The organism is Hallella faecis (assembly GCF_018789675.1).
Classification (GTDB): domain Bacteria; phylum Bacteroidota; class Bacteroidia; order Bacteroidales; family Bacteroidaceae; genus Prevotella; species Prevotella faecis.
In genome coordinates, this window is record NZ_JAHKBE010000031.1 from 1 (window position 1) to 21,234 (window position 21,234).

Here is a 21,234-nt window from a genome sequence, read left to right on the forward strand (position 1 = left end):
CATCAAAAAACCCAACCCCCGCGGCCGCGCCACCCTTGTCGGACGACAAGCGAGGCGCGGCCTATCATTAGTTTCCTGCTAACGCAAGAAACTTACCAATCAATCTGTTAGCAAGACTTGCAGGGAGCCCACGGCTTCAACTCCTTGAAGAAGTCGTGACCCTTGTCGTCCACCAGGATGAAAGCGGGGAAGTTCTTCACCGTAATCTTCCAAATGGCCTCCATGCCGAGCTCAGGATACTCCACGCAATCGATGCTTGTGATGCACTCCTGCGAAAGAACGGCAGCAATGCCACCAATGGTTCCAAGGTAGAAACCGCCGTGCTTCTGGCAAGCGTCGGTAACCACCTGGGTGCGGTTACCCTTGGCAATCATCACCAACGAGCCACCATGATCCTGGAACTCATCCACATAGGGATCCATACGGTTGGCCGTTGTTGGGCCCATAGAACCGCAAGGATAGCCCTCCGGAGTCTTTGCCGGACCAGCGTAGAGGATGGGATGATCCTTGAAATACTGAGGCAGATCCTCGCCAGCGTCGAGACGAGCCTTCAGCTTGGCGTGTGCAATGTCGCGGGCCACAATGATGGTGCCATTGAGGCTCACGCGAGTAGAAACTGGATACTTAGTCAGCTCAGCGCGCACAGCGTCGATACCCTTGTCAAGGTCGATAACGATGCCCTCGCTACCTTCGCCTGCCTTGCGATACTCCTCAGGAATAAGTTCGCTGGGGTTGGCATCCATCTTCTCCAACCAAACACCATCCTTGTTGATGATACCCTTGATGTTACGATCGGCCGAGCAACTCACGCCGAGGCCGATGGGGCAGCTTGCGCCGTGGCGAGGCAAGCGGATGACGCGGATGTCGTGGGCCAGATACTTGCCGCCAAACTGTGCGCCGAGGCCAATCTTGTGAGCCTCCTCAAGCAGTTTTGCCTCAAGGTCGATGTCGCGGAAGGCGCGACCCGTCTCGTCGCCCGTGGTGGGCAGGTTGTCGTAATACTTGATGGAACCCAACTTCACGGTGAGCAGGTTCTTCTCGGCCGATGTACCACCAATGACGAAGCAGATGTGATAAGGAGGACAAGCTGCCGTTCCCAGGCTCTTGATCTTCTCCACCAGGAAGGGAAGCAGCGTGCCCTCGTTCTGGATGGTGGCCTTGGTCATGGGGTAGAAATAGGTCTTGTTGGCAGAACCGCCACCCTTGGCCACCATGATGAAGCGATACTCATCGCCCTCCTCGGCCTCAATGTCGATCTGTGCGGGCAGGTTGCACTTGGTGTTCACCTCTTCATACATGGTGAGCGGTGCGTTCTGCGAATAGCGCAAGTTGTCCTGCGTATAGGTGTTGTACACTCCGAGTGAGAGAGCCTCAGCGTCGTCGAAGCCCGTCCAGATCTGCTGGCCCTTCTCACCATGGATGATGGCTGTGCCGGTGTCCTGGCAGAAAGGCAACACGCCCTTGGCTGCCGAGTCGGCGTTGCGAAGGAACTGCAGAGCCACATACTTGTCGTTCTCAGAAGCCTCAGGGTCGGTGAGAATCTTAGCCACCTGCTCATTGTGCTTGCGGCGAAGCATAAACTCGCAGTCGTGGAATGCCTGTTGGGCCAGCAAAGTCAAGGCCTCACGAGACACCTTGACAATGGTCTTGCCCTCAAACTCAGCCGTGCTGACACCCTCTTTGGTCAGCAAACGATACTCAGTGTCGTCCTTGCCCTTCTGGAACATAGGAGCATACTTAAAATCTACTGGTTTAGCCATAGTCGATTTAAATAGTTATTGTGTGTAATGTTTTGTTTGCGTGGGGTTCACAAACCGTTCCCAACCACCCAAACGGGCCGGATGCGTCTGCGAAACCCACGCGGATTAGTTATTCTCCAAAAATCTCATTGGTGGTGAAACGCTTCACAGTGGCAATCTTCTCGAGCGCCTTCATGTCGAGGTTCTTCTCATCACCAAGAATGAGGTAACGGTAATTCTTATTGGCAATGTTCTCCTTCGCGAAGTTCATCACGTCCTTCAGCTGCAGCTTGGGCAACGTCTCGTAGATCTTTTGGTTCAGATCGTAGTCGAGACCCATCTTTTGGGCACGAAGATAACTGGCGAGAACGCCAAACTTCGTGGTGCGCGCTGTAGCCAAGCTCTTAATCAATGCCTGCTGGGCGAGTTTGAAATTGGCCTCACGCTCAGGTGTGTTGTTGAGCAGGTTGAGGAACTCGTTCACGCAGTCCATCATCTTATCGTTCTGGGTAATGATGTAAGTGAAGAACATCTCGTCGTCCTGCGGACGTGCGGGACGGCTGTAGCTGGCCGAAGCCGAGTAAGCCAAGCCGCGAGCCTCGCGCAGCTCCTGGAAGACGATAGCGTTCATACCGCCACCAAAATACTCGTTGAAGAGAGCCTCGATGGCAGCCTTGTCGGCATTCCATTTGGCGCCTTCGTTATGGAGCATCATGAGGTAAATGTTCTTGGCGTCATAGGGAGCAATCCACACTTCGTTGTCGGTTGTGCGAAGCGCTGTGTACTCCTTGGCTGCGGGAGCAGGCGCAAGGGTCTTCGGTGTGAGGTGAACCTTGCTCACCAGAGCGTCGAGGTCGGCCTCCTTGGTGGGACCATAATATAATAAGGTGTGCTTCTTCGTCTTCAGGTCGCGCAGCAAATTGAGCAGCGTCTGTGGGTTGGCGGCACGCAATTCCTTCTCGCTCATCTGGTTGGTGTAGGCATTGTACTTTCCATACATGCCATAATAACGCAGCGCTGAGAAGTTGGCGCCCTGGTTGCTCTTGGCATCGGCACGCGACTTCAGGAGCAGTTCCACAAACTGGTTCCATGTGGCCTTGTTGGCCTTGGCCTCATTGAGCACAGTCTCCAACAGTCGCAGAGCCTTGGGCATAGAGCTATTGAGACCCGTGAGGACAATATCGATGGCATCGCCGCCGACATTTACCTTGTAACTGCAAGCCAGATCGTAGAACAGCTGGTTGAGTTTCTGGTTTGACAACTTAGCGGTGCCCACATAATCAAGGTAGCCAGCGGCAATCTCATAGCGGTTGTCGCTCTTCGTTCCGAACGGATAGTGGAACGCCAAGGTGAAGAGCTCGTCCTCGGTGTTTTGCTTATAGAGCACCTCTACGCCCTTCTTCGTAACGGCTTTCGTGAGGTCTTTCTTGTAGTCTACGAAACTCGGCTGAATGGGATCGGCCTTGAGGTTGACCACCTCCTGAAGGAACTGGCTGCGCTTGTCGTTGTTGGTGGGAATCGGCGTGATGCTCGGCTTCTCAATCTTGTGGATGGTAGTGTCGTTGCCCTGACGCTTAAACACCGTCACGTAGTTGTCGAGGAAGAAGCGATTGGCAAAGTCGACGATCTGCTGGCGTGTCATCTTGGAAATGCGGTCGAGGCGGTTCACCTCATCGCTCCACTTCTTTCCGTTGATGAAAGCATCCACAAACTTGTCGGCGCGCGAACTATTGTCTTGCAGAGAACGGTAATAATCGAGCTTCATGTTGTTGACCACAGCGGACAACAGGTTATCGGCAAACTGACCCTTCTTGAGCTTGTCGATTTCGGCAAGCATCAACTTACGGACCTCCTCCAGGCTTTGGCCCTGCTTAGGCATGCCTATGAGGATGAACTGTCCATAGTCGGCCATGCCCATGTAGCCAGCCTGGGCGGCCTGAACCTTCATCGGAGCGTTGAGGTTGAGGTCGAAAATACCGGCCTTGCCGTTAGAGAGCATGTTGGTAATGACGTCGAGCGTGTCGGCCTGGTAGCTGGCTGCTCCCTGCGCTTTCCAACCCATCATGAGGTTTTCGGCCTCCAATCCCACAACGGTGGTGTCGACAGGAGCTGTCAGATCACGCACCGGCGCATACTCGGGACGGCTAAGTTGGTCGTTCTTCTTCCAATCGCCAAAGTACTTGTCGATAATGGCCACTACCTTATCGGGGTCGAAATCGCCCGCCATACAGATGGCCACGTTGTTGGGAACATAGTAACGGTTGTAGTAATTCTTGATGTTCAGGATAGAAGGATTCTTGAGATGCTCCTGCGTACCGATAGTGGTCTGTGTGCCGTATGGGTGACCTGGGAAGAGCTTTGCTGCCAAAGCGTTCCACTCCTTGTTGTTATCCTTAGCCAGACCTATGTTGAATTCCTCATACACAGCTTCCAGCTCGGTGTGGAATCCACGGATAACCATGTTCTTGAAACGGTCGCTTTCGATCTTCGCCCAAGTGTCGATCTCGTTGGAAGGAATGTCCTCCACGTAGCAAGTAACATCGTTTGAAGTGTAGGCGTTGGTACCTTCCGCACCAATGGAAGCCATGAGCTTATCATACTCATTGGGGATGTTGTACTTGGCTGCGAGCTGTGAGATGGAGTCGATCTCGTGGTAAGCCTTCTTGCGAGCAGCCTTGTCGGTGAGGCGACGATAAGCCTCGAATCGGTTTTGGATGGAGTCGAGCAATGGCGCCTCGGCCACCACGTCGCTGCTTCCGAAGTGGGTGGAGCCCTTAAACATCAGGTGCTCCAGGTAGTGGGCCAAGCCCGTGGTCTCCGCTGGATCGTTGCGCGAACCGGTTCGCACGGCGATGTAAGTTTGCAAACGGGGTTTCTCCTTGTTCACAGAGAGATACACCTTGAGCCCATTGTCGAGCGTATAGATGCGGGTTTGCATCGGATCGCCCGGCACTGTGGCGTACTTGTACTGCTGGGCCACGGCTGACGTGGTGAACAGTAATGCCACTGCGGCAAGAAAACTTCTTAGTCTCATATAATCAATATTGTTTAAATAATCGACGAATAGTTTGAGATGCGTGAACGTCTCGCGATGTTCCTAATTCTCAAAGTCCACCTCATGGTCGAGGTTGTTGATGAAATTGTCGAGCACTTCCTTCTCCACGTCGCCCATGCGATATTCCTTCTCGGCATCCTTTCGTATCTCGGCGATCCACGCTCTGCGCGCGGTGATGTAGTCTTGCTTGATGCGTGCCGCATCGTCGAGCGTGAGCGCATCCAACTGATAGTAGTCGAGGATCAACCGATAGGTCCACGCCCACTGGTAGCGGCGGTAGTTGTCGTTGATCTCCTCAAATCGACCGGTCACTTGGTCGATGGTGTCGAGCGTTCCGTTCTTGATGTCGTCAATGAGACGTTGCTCCTCCGACACGGGAAGCAGCAGGCCGGAAAGATCCGTCCAATCGCCCTGTCCGATGGTGGTTGTGGGAGGGTTGAGCTCCGGATCGACCTTCAACACGCGCTTGAGCACGGCTCCCATGTAGATGCGCAGGGCAATATCGTAGTATTTGATGCCCTTATGGAGCGACGAGCCATTGATGACATAGTCGTGGAAGTTGTAGCTCGACACATCGTAGCCCGACGACTCACGCAGGTTCTCGAGGATCTTCTTACCCTTGACAATCTCACCCACGCTGAAGGGCGAAAGCCAATCGAAGTTGACGATACTCTTTTGCGACCCCTTCGGTCTCATGTCGCGCTTGGGCCACTTGCGTATGTCGCGATAGAGGCCCACGGTGGTGATGTTGCGTCCTGGCGACAGGTACATGACGTCGCCATAGGCGATGAGGTACGAGAAAGGCAGGTTGCGCGTGTCGGGATGGTGCATCAGCTTGCCGAAGCAAACGCTGAACGTGCCGATCGTGGCAGGCATCAGGAGGTACGCGCCACTCGCCGTCTTCGTTCCGCGCTCAAGCACTCCCCAGTGCATGGGGCCCATCTTGTAAGCGTGGTTGGAGAAGTTGGTGGCTGAGCCAGCGTTGTAAAAGCTGAACATTCCACCGATGAGCAGCGAGCTCTTGTGGTGACTGGCCGAGAACGGACCGCAGAACGCCGCGCAGGCCTCACCGTTGCTCATGTAACTATTGGCAAAGAACACACTGGCCGAAGCGGTGAACCCGTTGCTGATTTTGCAGGCCTCGCCCACAAAGCAGTCTTGCATCTTCACCGAATTGATGATGCTCGATCCATGGCTGATGATGGAATTCTCGCAGATCACACCCGTTCCGATATACACATTGGCCTCGGGCGAGCTCAGGATGGTGCAGTCGCTGAGGCGTGCCGCACCGTTCACCTCACAATCGTCGCAGATGTTCGTGTTGGTTATTTCCTTCGTATTGACGATCTTCACGCCCGTTCCGAGGGTGCCACAGTCGGTGCTTGTGGCTTCGATTTCCTCGCGGATGAGCCGGCGAATGCAGTCTTTCAGCTCCTTGTCTTGGAAATGTTTCACCATGAAAGCGGCAAACTGACTGTTGAGATGCTTAAAGAGGATGAGGTTTCCATCGCCCACCTCATTCAACACAGATATCAGATTTCCCTCACCATAGGTTGCCCCCTCCGTCGTTTCGATGGTCGACACGTTGGAGATGTAGCAGTCATCGCCGATGTTGTAATTGTTGATGTAGTTGCCCACGTTCTCAATGAGGCAGTTGTCGCCTACTGTGACATTGCGCAACGTAGCGTTGCTGATGCCCGAGTGTTTGCAAAATCCCTTGGAGACCTCCACGTTCTTTTCGAACGCTCCGATGCGCACGTCGCCATAAAGCATCACGCGATGCATGTAGTTTGGCCTGAAGTCGTCGGCCACACTAACCCTGCTCCAGTCTTCTGCCCAGCAGTTGTGATCTTCGAGCACATTGATCTCCTCGTCGGTGAGTTTTCTGTAGTCCATGTTGTTGATGATTTGTTAGTTATCCAATCGTCAGTCCTCCACAGGGTAGAGGAAGTCGTTGTAGGGGTATTTCTGCACGTGGAGCTCACGCACCTTTCGGTAAAGGGTGTCGCGAAACTCGTCCACGTTCTCCTTCTCGCGTGCCGATATGAAGATGCAGTTGTCGTTGAGGCGCGCCATCCACGTGCGTTTCAGCTCATCGAGGGTGATGTTCTCGCGTGTGGGAGGTGTCAAGTCGTCGGGGTCCTTGTCGGTCCAATGGTAATTGTCGATCTTGTTGAACACGATCATCGTGGGCGTTTCGGCGCATCCAAGGTCCTTGAGCGTTTGGTTGACCACCTCCACCTGTTCCTCAAAATCGGGATGTGAGATGTCGACCACATGAAGCAACAGGTCGGCCTCACGCACCTCATCGAGGGTCGACTTGAACGAATCGACCAGGTCGGTGGGCAGTTTGCGGATGAATCCCACGGTGTCGGCCAATAGGAAAGGCAGGTTTTCGACCACCACCTTGCGCACGGTGGTGTCGAGCGTTGCGAACAATTTGTTCTCGGCAAACACCTCGCTCTTGGCCAGCAGGTTCATGATGGTGGATTTTCCCACGTTGGTGTATCCCACGAGAGCCACACGAATGAGGCGGCCTCGATTCTTGCGTTGCGTCACTTTCTGCTTGTCGATTTCCTCCAGTCGCTTCTTCAGCAGGCTCATGCGATTGAGGATGATGCGTCGGTCCATCTCGAGCTGCGTCTCACCCGGTCCGCGCAGTCCCACCGATCCCTTACCGCCGCCCGATCCTGAGCCACCGCCCTGGCGCTCCAAGTGGGTCCAAAGGCGTTGCAGCCGGGGCAACATATAGCGATATTGGGCCAGTTCCACCTGCGTCTTGGCGTTGGCCGTCTGGGCGCGCATAGCGAAGATGTCGAGGATAAGCGACGTGCGGTCGAGAATTTTCACCTGCAAGGCCTGCTCGATATTGCGCATCTGCTTGGCCGTGAGCTCATCGTCGAAGATGACCATACCGATCTCTCGGTCTTCCTCTTCCTCTGCCTTGATATAGGCTCTTATTTCCTCGAGCTTGCCTTTTCCCACATACGTGATGCTGCTGGGACCGCCCACCCGCTGGGTGTAGCGCTTCACGGTGACAGCTCCTGCCGTGTCGGCAAGAAACTCCAGCTCGTCGAGGTATTCCTTGGTCTTGGCTTCGTCTTGCTGGGGAGTTATCAGTCCCACAAGAATGGCGGTCTCAGCCTTGACTTCAGATATTACGAATTCCTTCATGCTTGATACATTATTTATAAGTGCAAAGATACAGAAAAAGATTGGTAATGACTATTTTGGCCGTCGCTTTTTTGTGTTTGGCAAGCTAAAAAGCCATTTGTCCTCCCCGCCATCAGGGACCCATTTGGGGCTTCGCAGGAAACCACGATCCCGCCCACACGAAATCACTCCGTAAACGTTTGCGTAGATTTTTACGTGAATTTTAGACACTTATTATTGCCGTGAAATATATATTCGCTATCTTTGTAACCGTAAAAATTGTTTTTAGGGAGCCGATTTCAAAAATAACAACTACACACAACTAACTATTTAGGCAATTGAAAATACGTAACGCTCAGACGGGAGTCTGGGCGTTTCGTGTTATTACAGGGTTTCATACAAGACGAAAGTCGGTTGGGAAAATCATCAACAACTGTTTTCCACAAGAGCCCACTCGATACGCCATGATTGTTCTTGGAGCATGACCTTCCAATCTCCTCAAGGTTGGCAAACACTAATAGCCAAACCGCCGATAGCGTTGCGCACCACAAAAGGGAACGGAATTTAACCAACAAACTATACCCAAATCTACACATTTATTTGAAACTGACGCATCGTTAGCCGCAAATACGCAATTCTCAGCACATTTACACAATCACTTGATATTCAATCCGTTACATTCATATTTCAACTTTCCGTCTTTCAAATTCCACATTACGTCTTGCGGTTAGGCATCTTTCGCACCTCGAAACATGCCTAACCTTGCTTCGAAAGATGGTCTTTCGAGGCACGAAACATGGTCTTTCGCAACCCGAAAGATGCCTAACGGCGAGCGCTGCTCTTAGATCAGGCGCCGCAATCTCTCGCAAACGGCGTTTGCTGCTCTTAGAGCACGCAAAATCTTGACACAACTTTTTAACCAAATTTCCTAACAACTAAAGCAACGCCTGCTTCCTAACAACATGACGCCTGAGCTATAATCCCACAAAAAAGTGTTGGGCAAATGGGGCTGTTGCCGAGCCCGTCATTTACCCAACACGCATCCATCCACCTAAAGGCAAGGCGCTAAGCCTCCCCCTTATGCGTCGTTCCCCACCCCACTTGGCTGATTGACAAGAGACGCCACGGGGAGTTTCGCTGCTTCGTTTATCGCGTCACACACAACTCCACGCCGGCGCCCTCGCAATCGGCGCCCATGGGTGGGTTGCGCTTGGTGAGGCAAACATTCACCTCATCGACCTGCGACCACTTGCCGAGGATGGCCTGCGCAATACGCGCCGCTACATGCTCCACCAAGTGGCGAGGCTCGCCCATCACTTGTTTCGCAAGTTGATATACCTCTGCGTAGTTGACCGTGTCGGCCACATCGTCGCTCAACATGGCACGCTCCACGTTCACACGCAAGCGCAGGTCTACCTCATAATCGTTGCCCACCATGCGCTCTTGCGCCATAACACCATGAAAGGCATGGAAACGCAGGCCACGCAGATGGATATAACTGTTCTTTAAGTTCATACGTCAACACATTTGTTCATAAGCCCGTCGCCTCTTCCAACCCATTCGCAACAGCGTCAAGGGGCGCTGAGACGACGAGCGCCCCATGGGCGATTATCCACAACGACTGGCGCCGCAGTTGGTGCAGATGAGGCAACCCTCCTGGTAAACCAGCGTCTCCTGGCCACAAACGGGGCACTTCTTTCCCGCTGCCTTGGTGCCGTCGGTGATGTATTTTTTCAAGGCGCGCTCCACACCATTCTTCCAGGTGTTGATGCTCTCGTCGTTGAGCTGCAACGATCCCACCAGTTTAATGACGTGGTCGATGGGCATGCGATAGCGCAACACGCCTGAGATGAGCTTGGCATAATTCCAATACTCAGGGTTGAACTTCTCGCTCAAGCCCTCAACGGTGGTCTTGTAACCGCGCTTGTTCTCAAACTGGAAGTCGTAACGGTGTGAGCCGTCGTCGTTGGTCTGCTTGATAATTTTGCCCTTGGTGACTGTCTTGGGCAACACAATGCCCTCCTCATCGTCTTGCAAGCCCGTGAAAATCTCATAGGGATAACCATTGAGCAATCCTACAAAGGCCACCCATTTCTCACGATTGTTTTGGAAACGAACCACATCGCAATCGAGTTCCTTGGGCCTTACCTCCTGCACCAACGGCCTCTGCAAGGCGGTGGCTGTAACGGTTGCTGGCGGTTCCTGGCGCTTCTTCTTATCCTTCTTCGTAACGGCGACCATCACACCCGACCTACTTCCGTCGCGGTAGATGGTGCAACCCTTGCAGCCTGAGCGCCAAGCCTCCACGTAAAGGCGGTTCACCAACTCCTCGTCCACATTGTTGGGCAGGTTTACGGTAACCGAGATGCTATGGTCCACCCACTTCTGGATGGCACCTTGCATGCGCACCTTCATCAACCAGTCCACATCATTGGCCGTAGCCTTATAATAAGGTGAACGGGCCACGAGGGCGTCGATCTCCTCCTGCGAGTATTTCTTCTCGGTGTCGACGCCGTTGATCTTCATCCATTCCAGGAATTTCTTGTGGTAAACAATGTACTCCTCGAACGAGTCGCCCACCTCGTCCACATAGTCCACATGCACCTCCTTGTCGTTGGGGTTCACCTTGCGGCGACGCTTATAGACGGGCATAAACACCGGTTCGATGCCGCTGGTGGTCTGTGTCATGAGCGATGTGGTGCCTGTGGGAGCAATCGTCAGACAGGCGATATTGCGACGACCATGCTTCACCATGTCGTCGTAGAGTTGTGGGTCGGCCTCGCGCAAACGGTTCACAAACGGGTTGTTGGCCTCGCGCTCAGCATCATAGATGGCAAAGGCACCACGTTCCTCAGCCATGGTAACCGACGAGCGATAGGCGTTGAGCGCCAAGGTCTTTTGCACGCTAACGGCAAAATCGGTGGCCTCCTGGGTGCCATAACGCAACCCCATGGCGGCTATCATGTCGCCCTCTGCGGTAATGCCCACTCCCGTGCGACGTCCCAGTCCGCTCTTATGCTTGATTTTCTCCCACAGATGGTACTCGGTGTGCTTCACGTCGTCGCTCTGCGGATCATTCTTGATCTTCTCCATGATCAGGTCGATCTTCTCCATCTCGAGATCCACGATGTCGTCCATGATGCGTTGGGCCATGCGAACGTGAGCGCTAAACTTGTCGAAATCGAAGCGCGCTGCGGGCGTGAAGGGGTTCTCCACATAGCTATAGAGATTGAGGCAGAGCAGTCGACAACTGTCGTAGGGGCAGAGTGGAATCTCGCCACAGGGATTGGTCGAAACCGTGCGGAACCCTAGATCGGCATAGCAATCGGGGATGCTCTCACGCAGGATGGTGTCCCAAAAGAGCACGCCGGGCTCGGCACTCTTCCAAGCGTTGTGCACAATCTTATGCCAAAGGTCGCGTGCCGATATTTCCTTGCGCACCATCGGCTGGTCGGCATCTACCGGGAACCGTTGCACATAGGGCTTGTCGGCTACGGCGGCTTGCATGAAAGCGTCGTCGATCTTCACGCTTACATTGGCTCCCGTCACCTTGCCCTCGGTCATCTTGGCGTCGATGAAGCTCTCGGCGTCGGGGTGCTTCACGCTCACCGAGAGCATCAGCGCTCCGCGGCGTCCGTCTTGCGCCACCTCACGTGTGGAGTTGCTGTAGCGCTCCATAAACGGAACCAGGCCTGTACTGGTCAGAGCCGAGTTGTTGACAGGGCTTCCCTTGGGCCTCAGCTGGTCGAGGTCGTGCCCCACACCACCGCGTCGCTTCATGAGTTGCACTTGCTCCTCATCGATCTTCATGATGGCGCCGTAGGAATCGGCGTCGCCCTCCAAGCCGATGACAAAGCAGTTGCTTAGCGACGCCACCTGATGGGTGTTGCCTATGCCCGTCATGGGACTGCCTGCGGGAACGATGTAACGGAAATGGTCGAGCAGGTCGAACACCTGCTGGGCACTGAGCGCATGGGGGTATTTCGACTCTATGCGCGCTATCTCATTGGCTATGCGCCAATGCATATCCTCAGGACTTCTTTCATAAATATGTCCGAAACTGTCTTTCATGGCATATTTGTTCACCCACACCCTTGCAGCGAGCTCATCGCCGTTGAAATAGTTCAAGGAAGCGGAATAAGCCTCCTCGTAGGAATAGGTTGGTTGGTTTTCCATGCTCCGAAATGTTTTCAAATGGTTACTACTAAGTTTTGCAAAACTACAAAAGATTTGCGAGAAAGTGAAGACTTGACACATGATTTTAAGCGAAAACTTTTCCCCCTCGGATAATTTTCTTTATCTTTGCAACAAACAAGTAAACCAAAATGAGAAACTTAACTACACGCCGAAGCATCCGAAAATATGCCGACAAGGCTGTTTCCGAGGAGTTGCTCAATCGCCTGTTGGCCGAAGCAGAGCGCACGCCAACCATGGGCAACCTGCAATTGTATAGCGTCATCGTGACACGAAGCGAGGAGATGAAGACCGAACTCGCACCCGCACACTTCAACCAGCCCATGGTTTGTGGAGCGCCTGTGGTGCTGACGTTCTGCGCCGACTTCCGACGCACCACCCTGTGGGCCGAGAACCGACAGGCAAAACCGGGCTACGACAATTTCCTGAGCTTCATCAACGCCTCAACAGACGCGCTGCTCTATTGCCAAACCTTCTGCAACCTGGCCGAAGAGGAGGGACTGGGCACATGCTTCCTGGGCACCACGGTTTACATGCCCCAAATGATTATCGACACGCTCCAGTTGCCCCAACTGGTGTTTCCCGTGGCCACCATCACACTGGGATGGCCCGACGAGCAACCCGAGTTGAGCGACCGCCTGCCGCTGAGAGCCATCATCCACGAAGAAACTTACCACGACTACACACCCCAAGCCATCGACGACTGCTATGCTGAGAAGGAGGCGTTGCCTGCCAACCAGCACTTTGTGGAGATCAACCACAAAGAAACGTTGGCCCAAGTGTTCACCGACCTGCGCTACACCCGACGCGACAACGAAGCCATGTCGGAGGGAATGATCGACGCATTGCGCCGGCAAGGATTTCTGCCAACGGCCAAACAAGACTGACAAAGCGGACTATCCATGAGTGTGAACATCAAGCAGGTGAAAACGAAGAAGGAGCTAAAGGCCTTCGTACAGTTTTTCTACGACCTCTATCGCGACTGCGACCATGCGGTGCCTTTTCTCTTCAACGACGAGTTGGGCACACTTAGTCGCACGTCGAACCCCGCTTTTGAATATTGCAACGCAGCCTATTTCCTGGCCTATAAGGAAGGAAAGGTTGTGGGGCGAATTGCCGGCATCATCAACACAAGGGCAAACACACGTTGGCAAACGCCCATGGTGAGATTCGGATGGTTCGATTTTATCGACGACCAAGAGGTGTCGGCTGCGCTCATCAGCGCCGTGGAGCAATGGGGAGCCATGCAGGGAATGACCGAGATTGGTGGACCGTTTGGCTTCGACGACATGGATCGGGAGGGAATGCTCGTGGAGGGTTTCGATCGCCTTTCCACCATGTACATCAACTACAACCACCCTTATTACCCGCAACACATGGAGGCTATGGGGGGCTTTCGAAAGGACAACGACTACTTGGAGTACCGAATCCGCGTGCCCGAGGTGACGCCTCCCAAGTTCGCCAAACTGGCCGAGATGGTTGAGAAGCGCTACAACTTGCACGTACACAAGTTCACACGCAAGGAGCTGCTGACCGAAGGAAAGGGTAAGCAACTGTTCGACATTCTGAATACCACCTACAACAACCTCTACGGATTTGCCCAATTAAGCGACAAGCAGATCGACAAGTTGGTGAACGATTACCTTCGCATGGCCGACTTAAACCTGGTCACGGCGGTGCTCGACGGCAACGAGAACAACAAGATGATAGGGTTCGGTGTTTCGTTCCCATCGTTCTCAAAGGCCCTGCAACACACACGCGATGGTCGATTGCTGCCCTTCGGATGGTGGCACATGCTACGTGTGGTGAAATGGCACAAGACCGACACGGTGGATTTGCTGCTCATCGGTGTGCTCCCAGAGTATCGCACGAAGGGCGCCAACGCACTTATCTTCAACGATCTTATCAGCTATTATCGCCAATATGGCTTCAAATGGGCAGAGGCAATGCCCCAAATGGAAACCAACAAAGGGGTGCTCAGCCAATGGCAATACCTGGAAGCGGAGAACCATAGGCGCCACCGCATCTACGTAAGGAGCATTCATTCAGCCAAGGAGTAAGCCTCATCCAACAAACAGAGCTTCTCCTTCCACACCCAATACGCCTCCATCAATCACGCCTTATATACATAAAGGTAGGTGCGCATCACATAAACGGGGGAGGCGTATCACATAAACGAAGCGAACGCTTCGCACATACGAAACCATCACAAGAGCAACAAAGGCCCACTTTCGCCAAACGCACACACCATTGCGTATGAGGCGAGAGTGGGCCTTTCGCAGCCTAAAAGCCAATAAGCATTGGGGACCGCATTAGCATTTCTTCACCTTTGCCCCACCTTAGAGTCTTGATTGTCAGAAACACATGCATCAAACATAGAATTATTTGCGATTTTAAGCAAAAAAATATTGATTAAAAAGTACTACCTATTGGAATATTTCATATTTTTGCAAAGGAAAAACGATTTCGGCCTTAAACCTCCGGAAGCATCACCTTAAACATCAAATACTTATCTTATGAACAACATTCCATCAGTTTTCTGGCTTATCCCCATCGCCAGCGTAGTGGCTCTGGGAATGGCATGGTATTTCTTCCGCTCCATGATGAAGGAGGAAGAGGGAACCGAACGCATGATTGAGATTGCAGCGCACGTGAGAAAAGGTGCCATGGCATACCTCAAGCAGCAGTACAAGGTTGTAGGCATCGTGTTTGCGGTGCTCGCCATCGTGTTTGCATTCATGGCGTATGGCCTCAAGGTCCAAAACCCATGGGTGCCCTTCGCATTCCTCACCGGTGGATTGTTCTCCGGTCTTGCCGGTTTCTTCGGCATGAAAACGGCCACCTACGCCTCAGCTCGCACGGCCAATGGCGCACGCAGCGGACTCGACAAGGGTCTGAGGATCGCCTTCCGCAGCGGTGCTGTGATGGGACTGGTCGTGGTAGGTCTGGGCCTCCTCGACATCGCCATCTGGTTCATTGTCCTCAATGAGGTGTATGCAGGCGAGAAGACCGCCCTCATCACCATCACCACAACGATGCTGACCTTCGGTATGGGTGCGTCAACACAAGCGCTCTTCGCTCGTGTGGGCGGTGGCATATACACCAAGGCTGCCGACGTGGGCGCCGACCTCGTGGGTAAAGTGGAAGCCAACATTCCTGAGGACGACCCCCGCAACCCCGCAACGATCGCCGATAACGTGGGCGACAACGTGGGCGACGTTGCCGGCATGGGCGCCGACCTCTACGAAAGTTATTGCGGATCAATCCTTTCTACTGCCGCCCTCGGCGCCACGGCTTTCGCCATGAACGGCGACATGCAGCTGAAGGCCGTCATAGCTCCGATGATCATCGCAGCCATCGGAATATTCCTCTCTCTTATCGGAATCTTCTTGGTTCGCACCAAGGAGGGAGCAACCATGAAGGATTTGCTTCGCTCTCTCGGTCTGGGAACCAACGTAAGCGCCGTGCTCATCGCCATCGCCACATTTGCCATCCTTTACTTGCTGGGCATCGAGAACTGGCTCGGATTGTCGTTCTCTGTCATCAGCGGACTGGTCGCCGGCGTCATCATTGGTCAGGCAACTGAGTACTATACCTCACAAAGCTACAAGCCAACGCAGAAAATTGCCGAGGCTTCTCAGACAGGTCCAGCCACCGTTATTATCAAAGGTATCGGCACGGGCATGATTTCCACGATGGTTCCCGTGGTCACCATCTCATTCGCCATTATGCTGAGCTACCTCTGCGCCAATGGTTTCGACATGTCACTTTCGGCCAAGAGCCTCAGCACAGGTCTCTATGGCATCGGTATTGCGGCAGTGGGTATGCTGTCGACCTTGGGCATTACGCTTGCCACCGACGCCTACGGCCCCATCGCCGACAACGCTGGCGGCAACGCAGAGATGAGCGGACTGGGTGAGGCTGTGCGTGAGCGCACAGACGCGCTCGACGCCTTGGGCAACACCACAGCCGCCACAGGAAAGGGCTTCGCCATTGGTTCAGCCGCTCTTACGGCACTTGCCCTGCTCGCCTCATACATCGAAGAAATCAAGATTGCTATGGTACGCGCCTTCGAGGGAGGCAAGCAATATATCGACGCTGCGGGCAATGCCTTCGACCCCACACAGGCTTCCACCATCGATTTCATCAACTTCTTCGAGGTGAACCTCATCAATCCGAAGGTACTCGTTGGCGCATTCCTCGGCGCAATGGCCGCTTTCCTCTTCTGCGGACTTACGATGGGCGCCGTGGGTCGTGCCGCCGAGTCGATGGTTCAGGAGGTACGCCGCCAGTTCCGCGAGATCAAGGGCATCCTCGAAGGTAAGGCTACGCCCGACTACGGACGCTGTGTAGAGATTAGCACACGTAGTGCCCAGCGCGAGATGATTATCCCATCGTTCCTCGCTATCGTCATTCCTATCGTTGTGGGATTGGTACTTGGCGTAGCTGGTGTGCTCGGTTTGCTTACCGGTGGATTGGCAGCAGGCTTCACACTCGCCGTGTTTATGTCCAACTCAGGTGGTGCATGGGACAACGCCAAGAAGATGATCGAAGAAGGAAACTTCGGCGGCAAAGGCAGCGAGAACCACAAAGCCACCGTTGTGGGCGACACCGTCGGCGACCCGTTCAAGGACACATCTGGCCCGTCGCTCAATATTCTCATTAAGTTGATGTCGATGGTCAGCATCGTCATGGCAGGACTTACAATTGCCTTCCTATAAGAATCTACAAACTATCCAGCCCGGATCGCCCACACGAGCGATTCGGGTTTTTGATATAAGCTCACTTTGGCCAATGGGCAGCAAAGCACGTTTGGCGAAAAAGAGCCTTGCTTGTTTACCCAACCTTCCTATGAGTTCGCCCAAATGAAAGAGGCGCCCTATTCAGGCGCCTCTTTCAAACCAACTTATCATGTACTACAAAACAGAAGGTCTTGATGGAAAAACGAATCGCTTTCTGCATTAAAACCATCTTTTTATTTGCCAAGAATCCTTATACCTCAATGGGCTTATACTTGGGCACCAAGGTCTTCATGATGATCCAACCAGCCATGTAAGCCACGGCGCAGAAGCAGAACACGATCATGTAACCGGCAGGTTTCCCCTCAAAACCGAGGAAAGTAAAGCCAGCGCCCATTTGCTCAGCGTAATTAAACAGATAGCCCGACCCAGTGTTAATGGCCCATGAGGAGATACCGCCCGCCATGGTGCCCACACCCGTGATGGTGGCCACCGCCGAGCGCGGGAACATGTCGCCAATGGTAGAATAGAGATTGGCCGACCATGCCTGGTGGCCTGCTCCCGCCAATCCGATAATGATGGCGGGCCACCATGCGGGGTCTATCGGGCTACCCTTCCATGACGCAAGCGGCTGAGCCACAAGGGCAAGCAGCGGCAGAAGGGCAAAGATGAACATGGCTTTCATACGACCCGAATAGGGTTCCATGCCACGATGCTCCACAAAGTACTTAGGGATGTAACCGCCCACGATGCTCAACGCCGTGACGATGAGATAGAGAACGAAGATAAGCCATTGGCCCATGGTGGTGCTCGATGCGTAGCCAAACTGGTCGGAGAAATAGGCGGGGGCCCAGAACAGATAGAACCACCACACCCCATCGGTCATAAACTTACCCATGATAAACGACCAAGTCTGTCGATAAGTGAAGCAACGCATGAAGGGCAACGTGGGGCCATCGGCTTTGGCAGCGGCCTTAGCGGCATCGCTATCGGCAGCGTCGTCTTGCAAGATGTAGGCCAACTCCGCCTCATTGACATGCTTACACTGGCTCGGTTTGTCGTAGATGAACACCCAAAAGCCCATCCACACAAAACCTATTCCACCAATGATTACAAACGCACTCTCCCACCCCAAGTAATTGGCAAGCACCGGAATGGTAAGCGGCGCTATGAGAGCGCCTATCGAAGCGCCCGAGTTGAAGATGGCCGTGGCAAAGGCGCGGTCTTTCTTCGGGAAGAACTCGGCCACAACCTTGATGGCCGACGGGAAGTTTCCCGACTCGCCCATTGCCAACACGATGCGGCAGAACATGAAGAGATAGACGCTCACCGTGGAAATCATCAGCGCCACCTGCGATCCCGCCTTCACGGCGCGCAAGGCATCCACACTATCGAGCCCAGCATACTGCATGGTGACCCAACCGCATATAGCGTGCAAGCAGGCGCCCAACGACCATACGAAAATAGCTATTAGATAACCGCGCTTGGTGCCCAATCGGTCGATAAACTTTCCAACGAAGAGGCTGAACAAAGCGTAGAAAAACGAGAATGCGCCGGTGATGTTGCCATAATCGGCATCGGTCCAATGAAATTCCGGGGCGATAAAGTCTTTCCATGTCAACGAAAGCACCTGACGATCCATGTAGTTGATGGTCGTGGCAAAAAAGAGCATGGAGCAAATCACCCACCTGTATTGGGATATTTTGTTCTTAGTGGTTAGCATCTCAAATAAGTAGTTTTTAGGTTATCGGATTGCCATCTTTGCCCGATGGCGAGGGCTAAAAAGCAAGAGGATGTGTTCGTTCCATCCATAGTCGTCGATGCATGTCGATCAACGGTTAGCGGTAATGGAACACACACATCCTCCGAAAGTTTATTCAAGCGTAGGGATTGGTGCCAACTGCATGTCGGTATATACGAGGTTCTCGCCAGCCATACCCCAGATAAAGGTGTAGTTGCTTGTGCCGGCAGCGCAATGCACACTCCATTGCGGCGAAATCACAGCCTGCTCATTGTTCATCCAGATGGGGCGAGTCTCCTGCGGTTCTCCCATGACATGAAGAATCTTCTGTCCCTCGGGCACCTTGTAATAGAAGTAAGCCTCCATGCGACGCATGTGGATATGTGCGGGCATGGTGTTCCAAACGCTACCCGGCTTCAGCTCGGTGATACCCATCTGCAACTGGCAGGTACGCACCCCGGCTACACCATTGATAATCATCTGGTGGATAACGCGGTCGTTCGACTCCTCCATCTTACCAGCCTTGATGTTGTTGGCCTCCTTCAAAGTCACCTTCTTGGTGGGGAAAGAAGCATGTGCGCAAGCCGAGTTGAGATAGAACTTGGCAGGCTCTGCGGCATTCTTACTGGCCACAACGATATCCTTGGCACCACGGCCCACGTAGAGAGCCTCTTGGAATCCCAAAGAGTAGGACTTTCCATCGACGGTCACCGTGCCTTCGCCACCCACGTTGATGATGCCCAGTTCACGGTTGTCGAGCAGGTTGCGTCCGTCGTTACCCTTGCTCTCATCCACATAGAGAGGCGCGATAGACGTGAGTTTCAGCGGTGTCGAGGTAGGCTCAGCGCCACCAATGAGGAATCGATCGAACATTGTGTAGGTCCAGTTCACCTCTCCTGGAGCAAACACTTTCTCTATGAGATATTCCTTGCGCAGGCGGTCGGTGGTGTAATGCTTAGCATCTTCAGGTCCCGTTGCCCAACGCACATTGTAATGGGTGTAAGCGTTTTCAGCCTTCACCTCATAGCCTTTAGAGCAGCAGCCCTGAGCGAAACCAGCCAGGGCAAAGCAGCAAAGGGCTGCGGTAAGAATGGTTTTCTTCATGATGATATTACAAATTAAGTGTTTTCAAAAATCTAATGGATGGCGAGACATTACTCCCTCTCCTTCCCTTTGGCCATTAAGTCTTCTGTGGCTCTTTCCTCCCGTACGATCAACCAACGGTTCCAGGCCATCAAGCCCAAGGCCAACACCGCAAGCAATCCTGCGCCAACGAATTTAGCATATTTGCAAGCGGCGTAGATAACGTAGCCGTAGAGCGAGCTTGAGAAGTCCATGCTACCCGCCATGAATCCCTCGGGAACCTTTGCAGTCAGTTCGCCCGTGCTTGCATACACCGTAGCGGCAGCGCTCGTGAAGTCGGCCGCCATGTCGGTAACAAACCACAACCCGGCTGTCAGCGCCACCAGTCCAACGATGAATGTACGCACCACATTACCCTTGGTGTAAGGCAACATCAACGGGAAGAGGTAGAACAATCCTGCCAATGAGGCCAACGGCAAGAACTGGTTACCGGGAAGGAACACAGCGATAAGCAGATATACAGGTATCAACAGCAAGGTGCAAACCAATGCTGTGGGATGACCAATGACCAGCGCCGGACTCATTCCGATAAACACCTGCTTGCCATGGAACCGACGGTTCACCAATTCCTTGGTTTTCTCCGAGATGGGCATCAAGCCTTCGATGAACAACTTTGTGATACGCGGGATGAGCTCCATGACGGCTCCCATCGTCACGCCCAAGACGAGGATCTTCTTCACATCGAGGCGAGCGACAAGTCCAATGAGCATACCCACAATGACGCCGAGCACCAACGGTTCGCCGAGCACTCCAAACTTCTTCTTCAATCCCTCCGCGTCGATATCGAGCTTGCTGAATCCAGGTATTTTCTCCAAGAGCCAATCAATGCAAATGACGAAAGGCAGGAAGCTCTGGCAGAACGGTTGTGGCACCGAGATTCCATCGAGATCCTTGTAATAACCTTGGAACTTCGAGGCCGTGCAGTCGGCAATAACCAGCGTGATGACATAGCAAACGATCGACGCGAAGTAGCCCCAATAGAGGTTCTCGTCGAAAACGAAGTAGACCACAGCGCCGATAAAGGCGAAATGCCAATAGTTCCAGAGGTCGATGTTCACCGTGCGTGTAGTTTTTGTAAGCAGCATCAGCAGGTTTACACCCAGGCAAATGGGGATAATGAGCACACCTACGGCCGTGTTGTAAGCCACGGCAGCTGCGGCTGGCCATCCCATATCAAACACCTTGAGGTCGAGGTCATAGATGCTTGAGATGAGATCCAACGGATCCTTAAAATTGGTTGTGAGCAGCGATGTCACAATACCCAAGCCCACGAAGCCCACTCCCACATAGAGGCCAGACCTCAAGGCTTTACCAAACTTCATGCCTATACACAGTCCAATGACCGTGAAGATGATAGGCATCATCACGCTTGCTCCCAAGCCGATGATATACATAAATACATTTTCCATACTTTGTTTTAGATAGACATCGAATCTCTAAGGTAGATTCTCATTAAATGATATGGCGCAA

Annotated in this window: 12 protein-coding genes; 3 read left to right on the forward strand and 9 right to left on the reverse strand. The window is 53.3% G+C overall.

Features of this window, described 5'->3' with window-relative positions:
- Positions 1–107: 107 nt before the first annotated feature.
- From KM934_RS08230 to KM934_RS08255, 6 genes are all read right to left on the reverse strand, one after another.
- Positions 108–1,760 carry a fumarate hydratase gene (locus tag KM934_RS08230; protein ID WP_215760140.1) on the reverse strand — a complete coding sequence of 551 codons (1,653 nt, stop codon included), beginning with the start codon at positions 1,758–1,760 and terminating at the stop codon, positions 108–110.
- A 109-nt stretch (positions 1,761–1,869) separates the two neighbouring features.
- Complete coding sequence (locus tag KM934_RS08235) at positions 1,870–4,773, reverse strand: M16 family metallopeptidase (protein WP_215760141.1); 2,904 nt, start codon at positions 4,771–4,773, stop codon at positions 1,870–1,872.
- A gap of 63 nt (positions 4,774–4,836) precedes the next feature.
- Positions 4,837–6,690: a DUF4954 family protein gene (locus tag KM934_RS08240; protein ID WP_215760142.1), complete on the reverse strand. Its 1,854-nt coding sequence runs from the start codon at positions 6,688–6,690 to the stop codon at positions 4,837–4,839.
- Between the two features lie 30 nt (positions 6,691–6,720).
- Positions 6,721–7,968: a GTPase HflX gene (gene hflX, locus KM934_RS08245; RefSeq protein WP_215760143.1), complete on the reverse strand. Its 1,248-nt coding sequence runs from the start codon at positions 7,966–7,968 to the stop codon at positions 6,721–6,723.
- Between the two features lie 1,125 nt (positions 7,969–9,093).
- Positions 9,094–9,462 carry a dihydroneopterin aldolase gene (folB, locus tag KM934_RS08250; RefSeq protein WP_215760144.1) on the reverse strand — a complete coding sequence of 123 codons (369 nt, stop codon included), beginning with the start codon at positions 9,460–9,462 and terminating at the stop codon, positions 9,094–9,096.
- A 93-nt stretch (positions 9,463–9,555) separates the two neighbouring features.
- A complete protein-coding gene (locus KM934_RS08255) occupies positions 9,556–12,123 on the reverse strand; it encodes an adenosylcobalamin-dependent ribonucleoside-diphosphate reductase (RefSeq protein WP_215760145.1) in 2,568 nt (855 codons plus the stop codon).
- Positions 12,124–12,272: 149 nt separating this feature from the next.
- Here KM934_RS08255 and KM934_RS08260 point away from each other — a divergent pair, with 149 nt between their 5' ends.
- From KM934_RS08260 to KM934_RS08270, 3 genes are all read left to right on the forward strand, one after another.
- Positions 12,273–13,028: a nitroreductase family protein gene (locus tag KM934_RS08260; RefSeq protein ID WP_215760146.1), complete on the forward strand. Its 756-nt coding sequence runs from the start codon at positions 12,273–12,275 to the stop codon at positions 13,026–13,028.
- A 15-nt stretch (positions 13,029–13,043) separates the two neighbouring features.
- The gene (locus KM934_RS08265; RefSeq protein WP_215760147.1) at positions 13,044–14,201 is read left to right on the forward strand and encodes an N-acetyltransferase; all 1,158 of its coding nucleotides are present in this window, start codon (positions 13,044–13,046) and stop codon (positions 14,199–14,201) included.
- A gap of 456 nt (positions 14,202–14,657) precedes the next feature.
- The gene (locus KM934_RS08270; RefSeq protein ID WP_215760148.1) at positions 14,658–16,862 is read left to right on the forward strand and encodes a sodium-translocating pyrophosphatase; all 2,205 of its coding nucleotides are present in this window, start codon (positions 14,658–14,660) and stop codon (positions 16,860–16,862) included.
- 271 nt (positions 16,863–17,133) lie between these two features.
- Here the strand turns inward: KM934_RS08270 and KM934_RS08275 are convergent, their stop codons facing one another.
- The 3 genes from KM934_RS08275 to KM934_RS08285 all read right to left on the reverse strand — a co-directional run bounded on the left by KM934_RS08275 (position 17,134) and on the right by KM934_RS08285 (position 21,173).
- The gene (locus tag KM934_RS08275) at positions 17,134–18,603 is read right to left on the reverse strand and encodes an MFS transporter (RefSeq protein ID WP_215760149.1); all 1,470 of its coding nucleotides are present in this window, start codon (positions 18,601–18,603) and stop codon (positions 17,134–17,136) included.
- 150 nt (positions 18,604–18,753) lie between these two features.
- Positions 18,754–19,725, reverse strand: coding sequence for a 5-dehydro-4-deoxy-D-glucuronate isomerase (gene kduI / locus KM934_RS08280; RefSeq protein ID WP_215760150.1), 972 nt, complete (start codon positions 19,723–19,725; stop codon positions 18,754–18,756).
- Between the two features lie 50 nt (positions 19,726–19,775).
- The gene (locus KM934_RS08285) at positions 19,776–21,173 is read right to left on the reverse strand and encodes a PTS galactitol transporter subunit IIC (RefSeq protein WP_215760151.1); all 1,398 of its coding nucleotides are present in this window, start codon (positions 21,171–21,173) and stop codon (positions 19,776–19,778) included.
- Positions 21,174–21,234: the final 61 nt, after the last annotated feature.

What these genes read in the sequence shown, in the direction of transcription:
- KM934_RS08230 (WP_215760140.1), bottom strand. Translation starts at nt 1,760, where the DNA reads ATGGCTAAACCAGTAGATTTTAAGTATGCTCCTATGTTCCAGAAGGGC.
- KM934_RS08235 (WP_215760141.1), bottom strand. Translation starts at nt 4,773, where the DNA reads ATGAGACTAAGAAGTTTTCTTGCCGCAGTGGCATTACTGTTCACCACG.
- KM934_RS08240 (WP_215760142.1), bottom strand. Translation starts at nt 6,690, where the DNA reads ATGGACTACAGAAAACTCACCGACGAGGAGATCAATGTGCTCGAAGAT.
- hflX (WP_215760143.1), bottom strand. Translation starts at nt 7,968, where the DNA reads ATGAAGGAATTCGTAATATCTGAAGTCAAGGCTGAGACCGCCATTCTT.
- folB (WP_215760144.1), bottom strand. Translation starts at nt 9,462, where the DNA reads ATGAACTTAAAGAACAGTTATATCCATCTGCGTGGCCTGCGTTTCCAT.
- KM934_RS08255 (WP_215760145.1), bottom strand. Translation starts at nt 12,123, where the DNA reads ATGGAAAACCAACCAACCTATTCCTACGAGGAGGCTTATTCCGCTTCC.
- KM934_RS08260 (WP_215760146.1), top strand. Translation starts at nt 12,273, where the DNA reads ATGAGAAACTTAACTACACGCCGAAGCATCCGAAAATATGCCGACAAG.
- KM934_RS08265 (WP_215760147.1), top strand. Translation starts at nt 13,044, where the DNA reads ATGAGTGTGAACATCAAGCAGGTGAAAACGAAGAAGGAGCTAAAGGCC.
- KM934_RS08270 (WP_215760148.1), top strand. Translation starts at nt 14,658, where the DNA reads ATGAACAACATTCCATCAGTTTTCTGGCTTATCCCCATCGCCAGCGTA.
- KM934_RS08275 (WP_215760149.1), bottom strand. Translation starts at nt 18,603, where the DNA reads ATGCTAACCACTAAGAACAAAATATCCCAATACAGGTGGGTGATTTGC.
- kduI (WP_215760150.1), bottom strand. Translation starts at nt 19,725, where the DNA reads ATGAAGAAAACCATTCTTACCGCAGCCCTTTGCTGCTTTGCCCTGGCT.
- KM934_RS08285 (WP_215760151.1), bottom strand. Translation starts at nt 21,173, where the DNA reads ATGGAAAATGTATTTATGTATATCATCGGCTTGGGAGCAAGCGTGATG.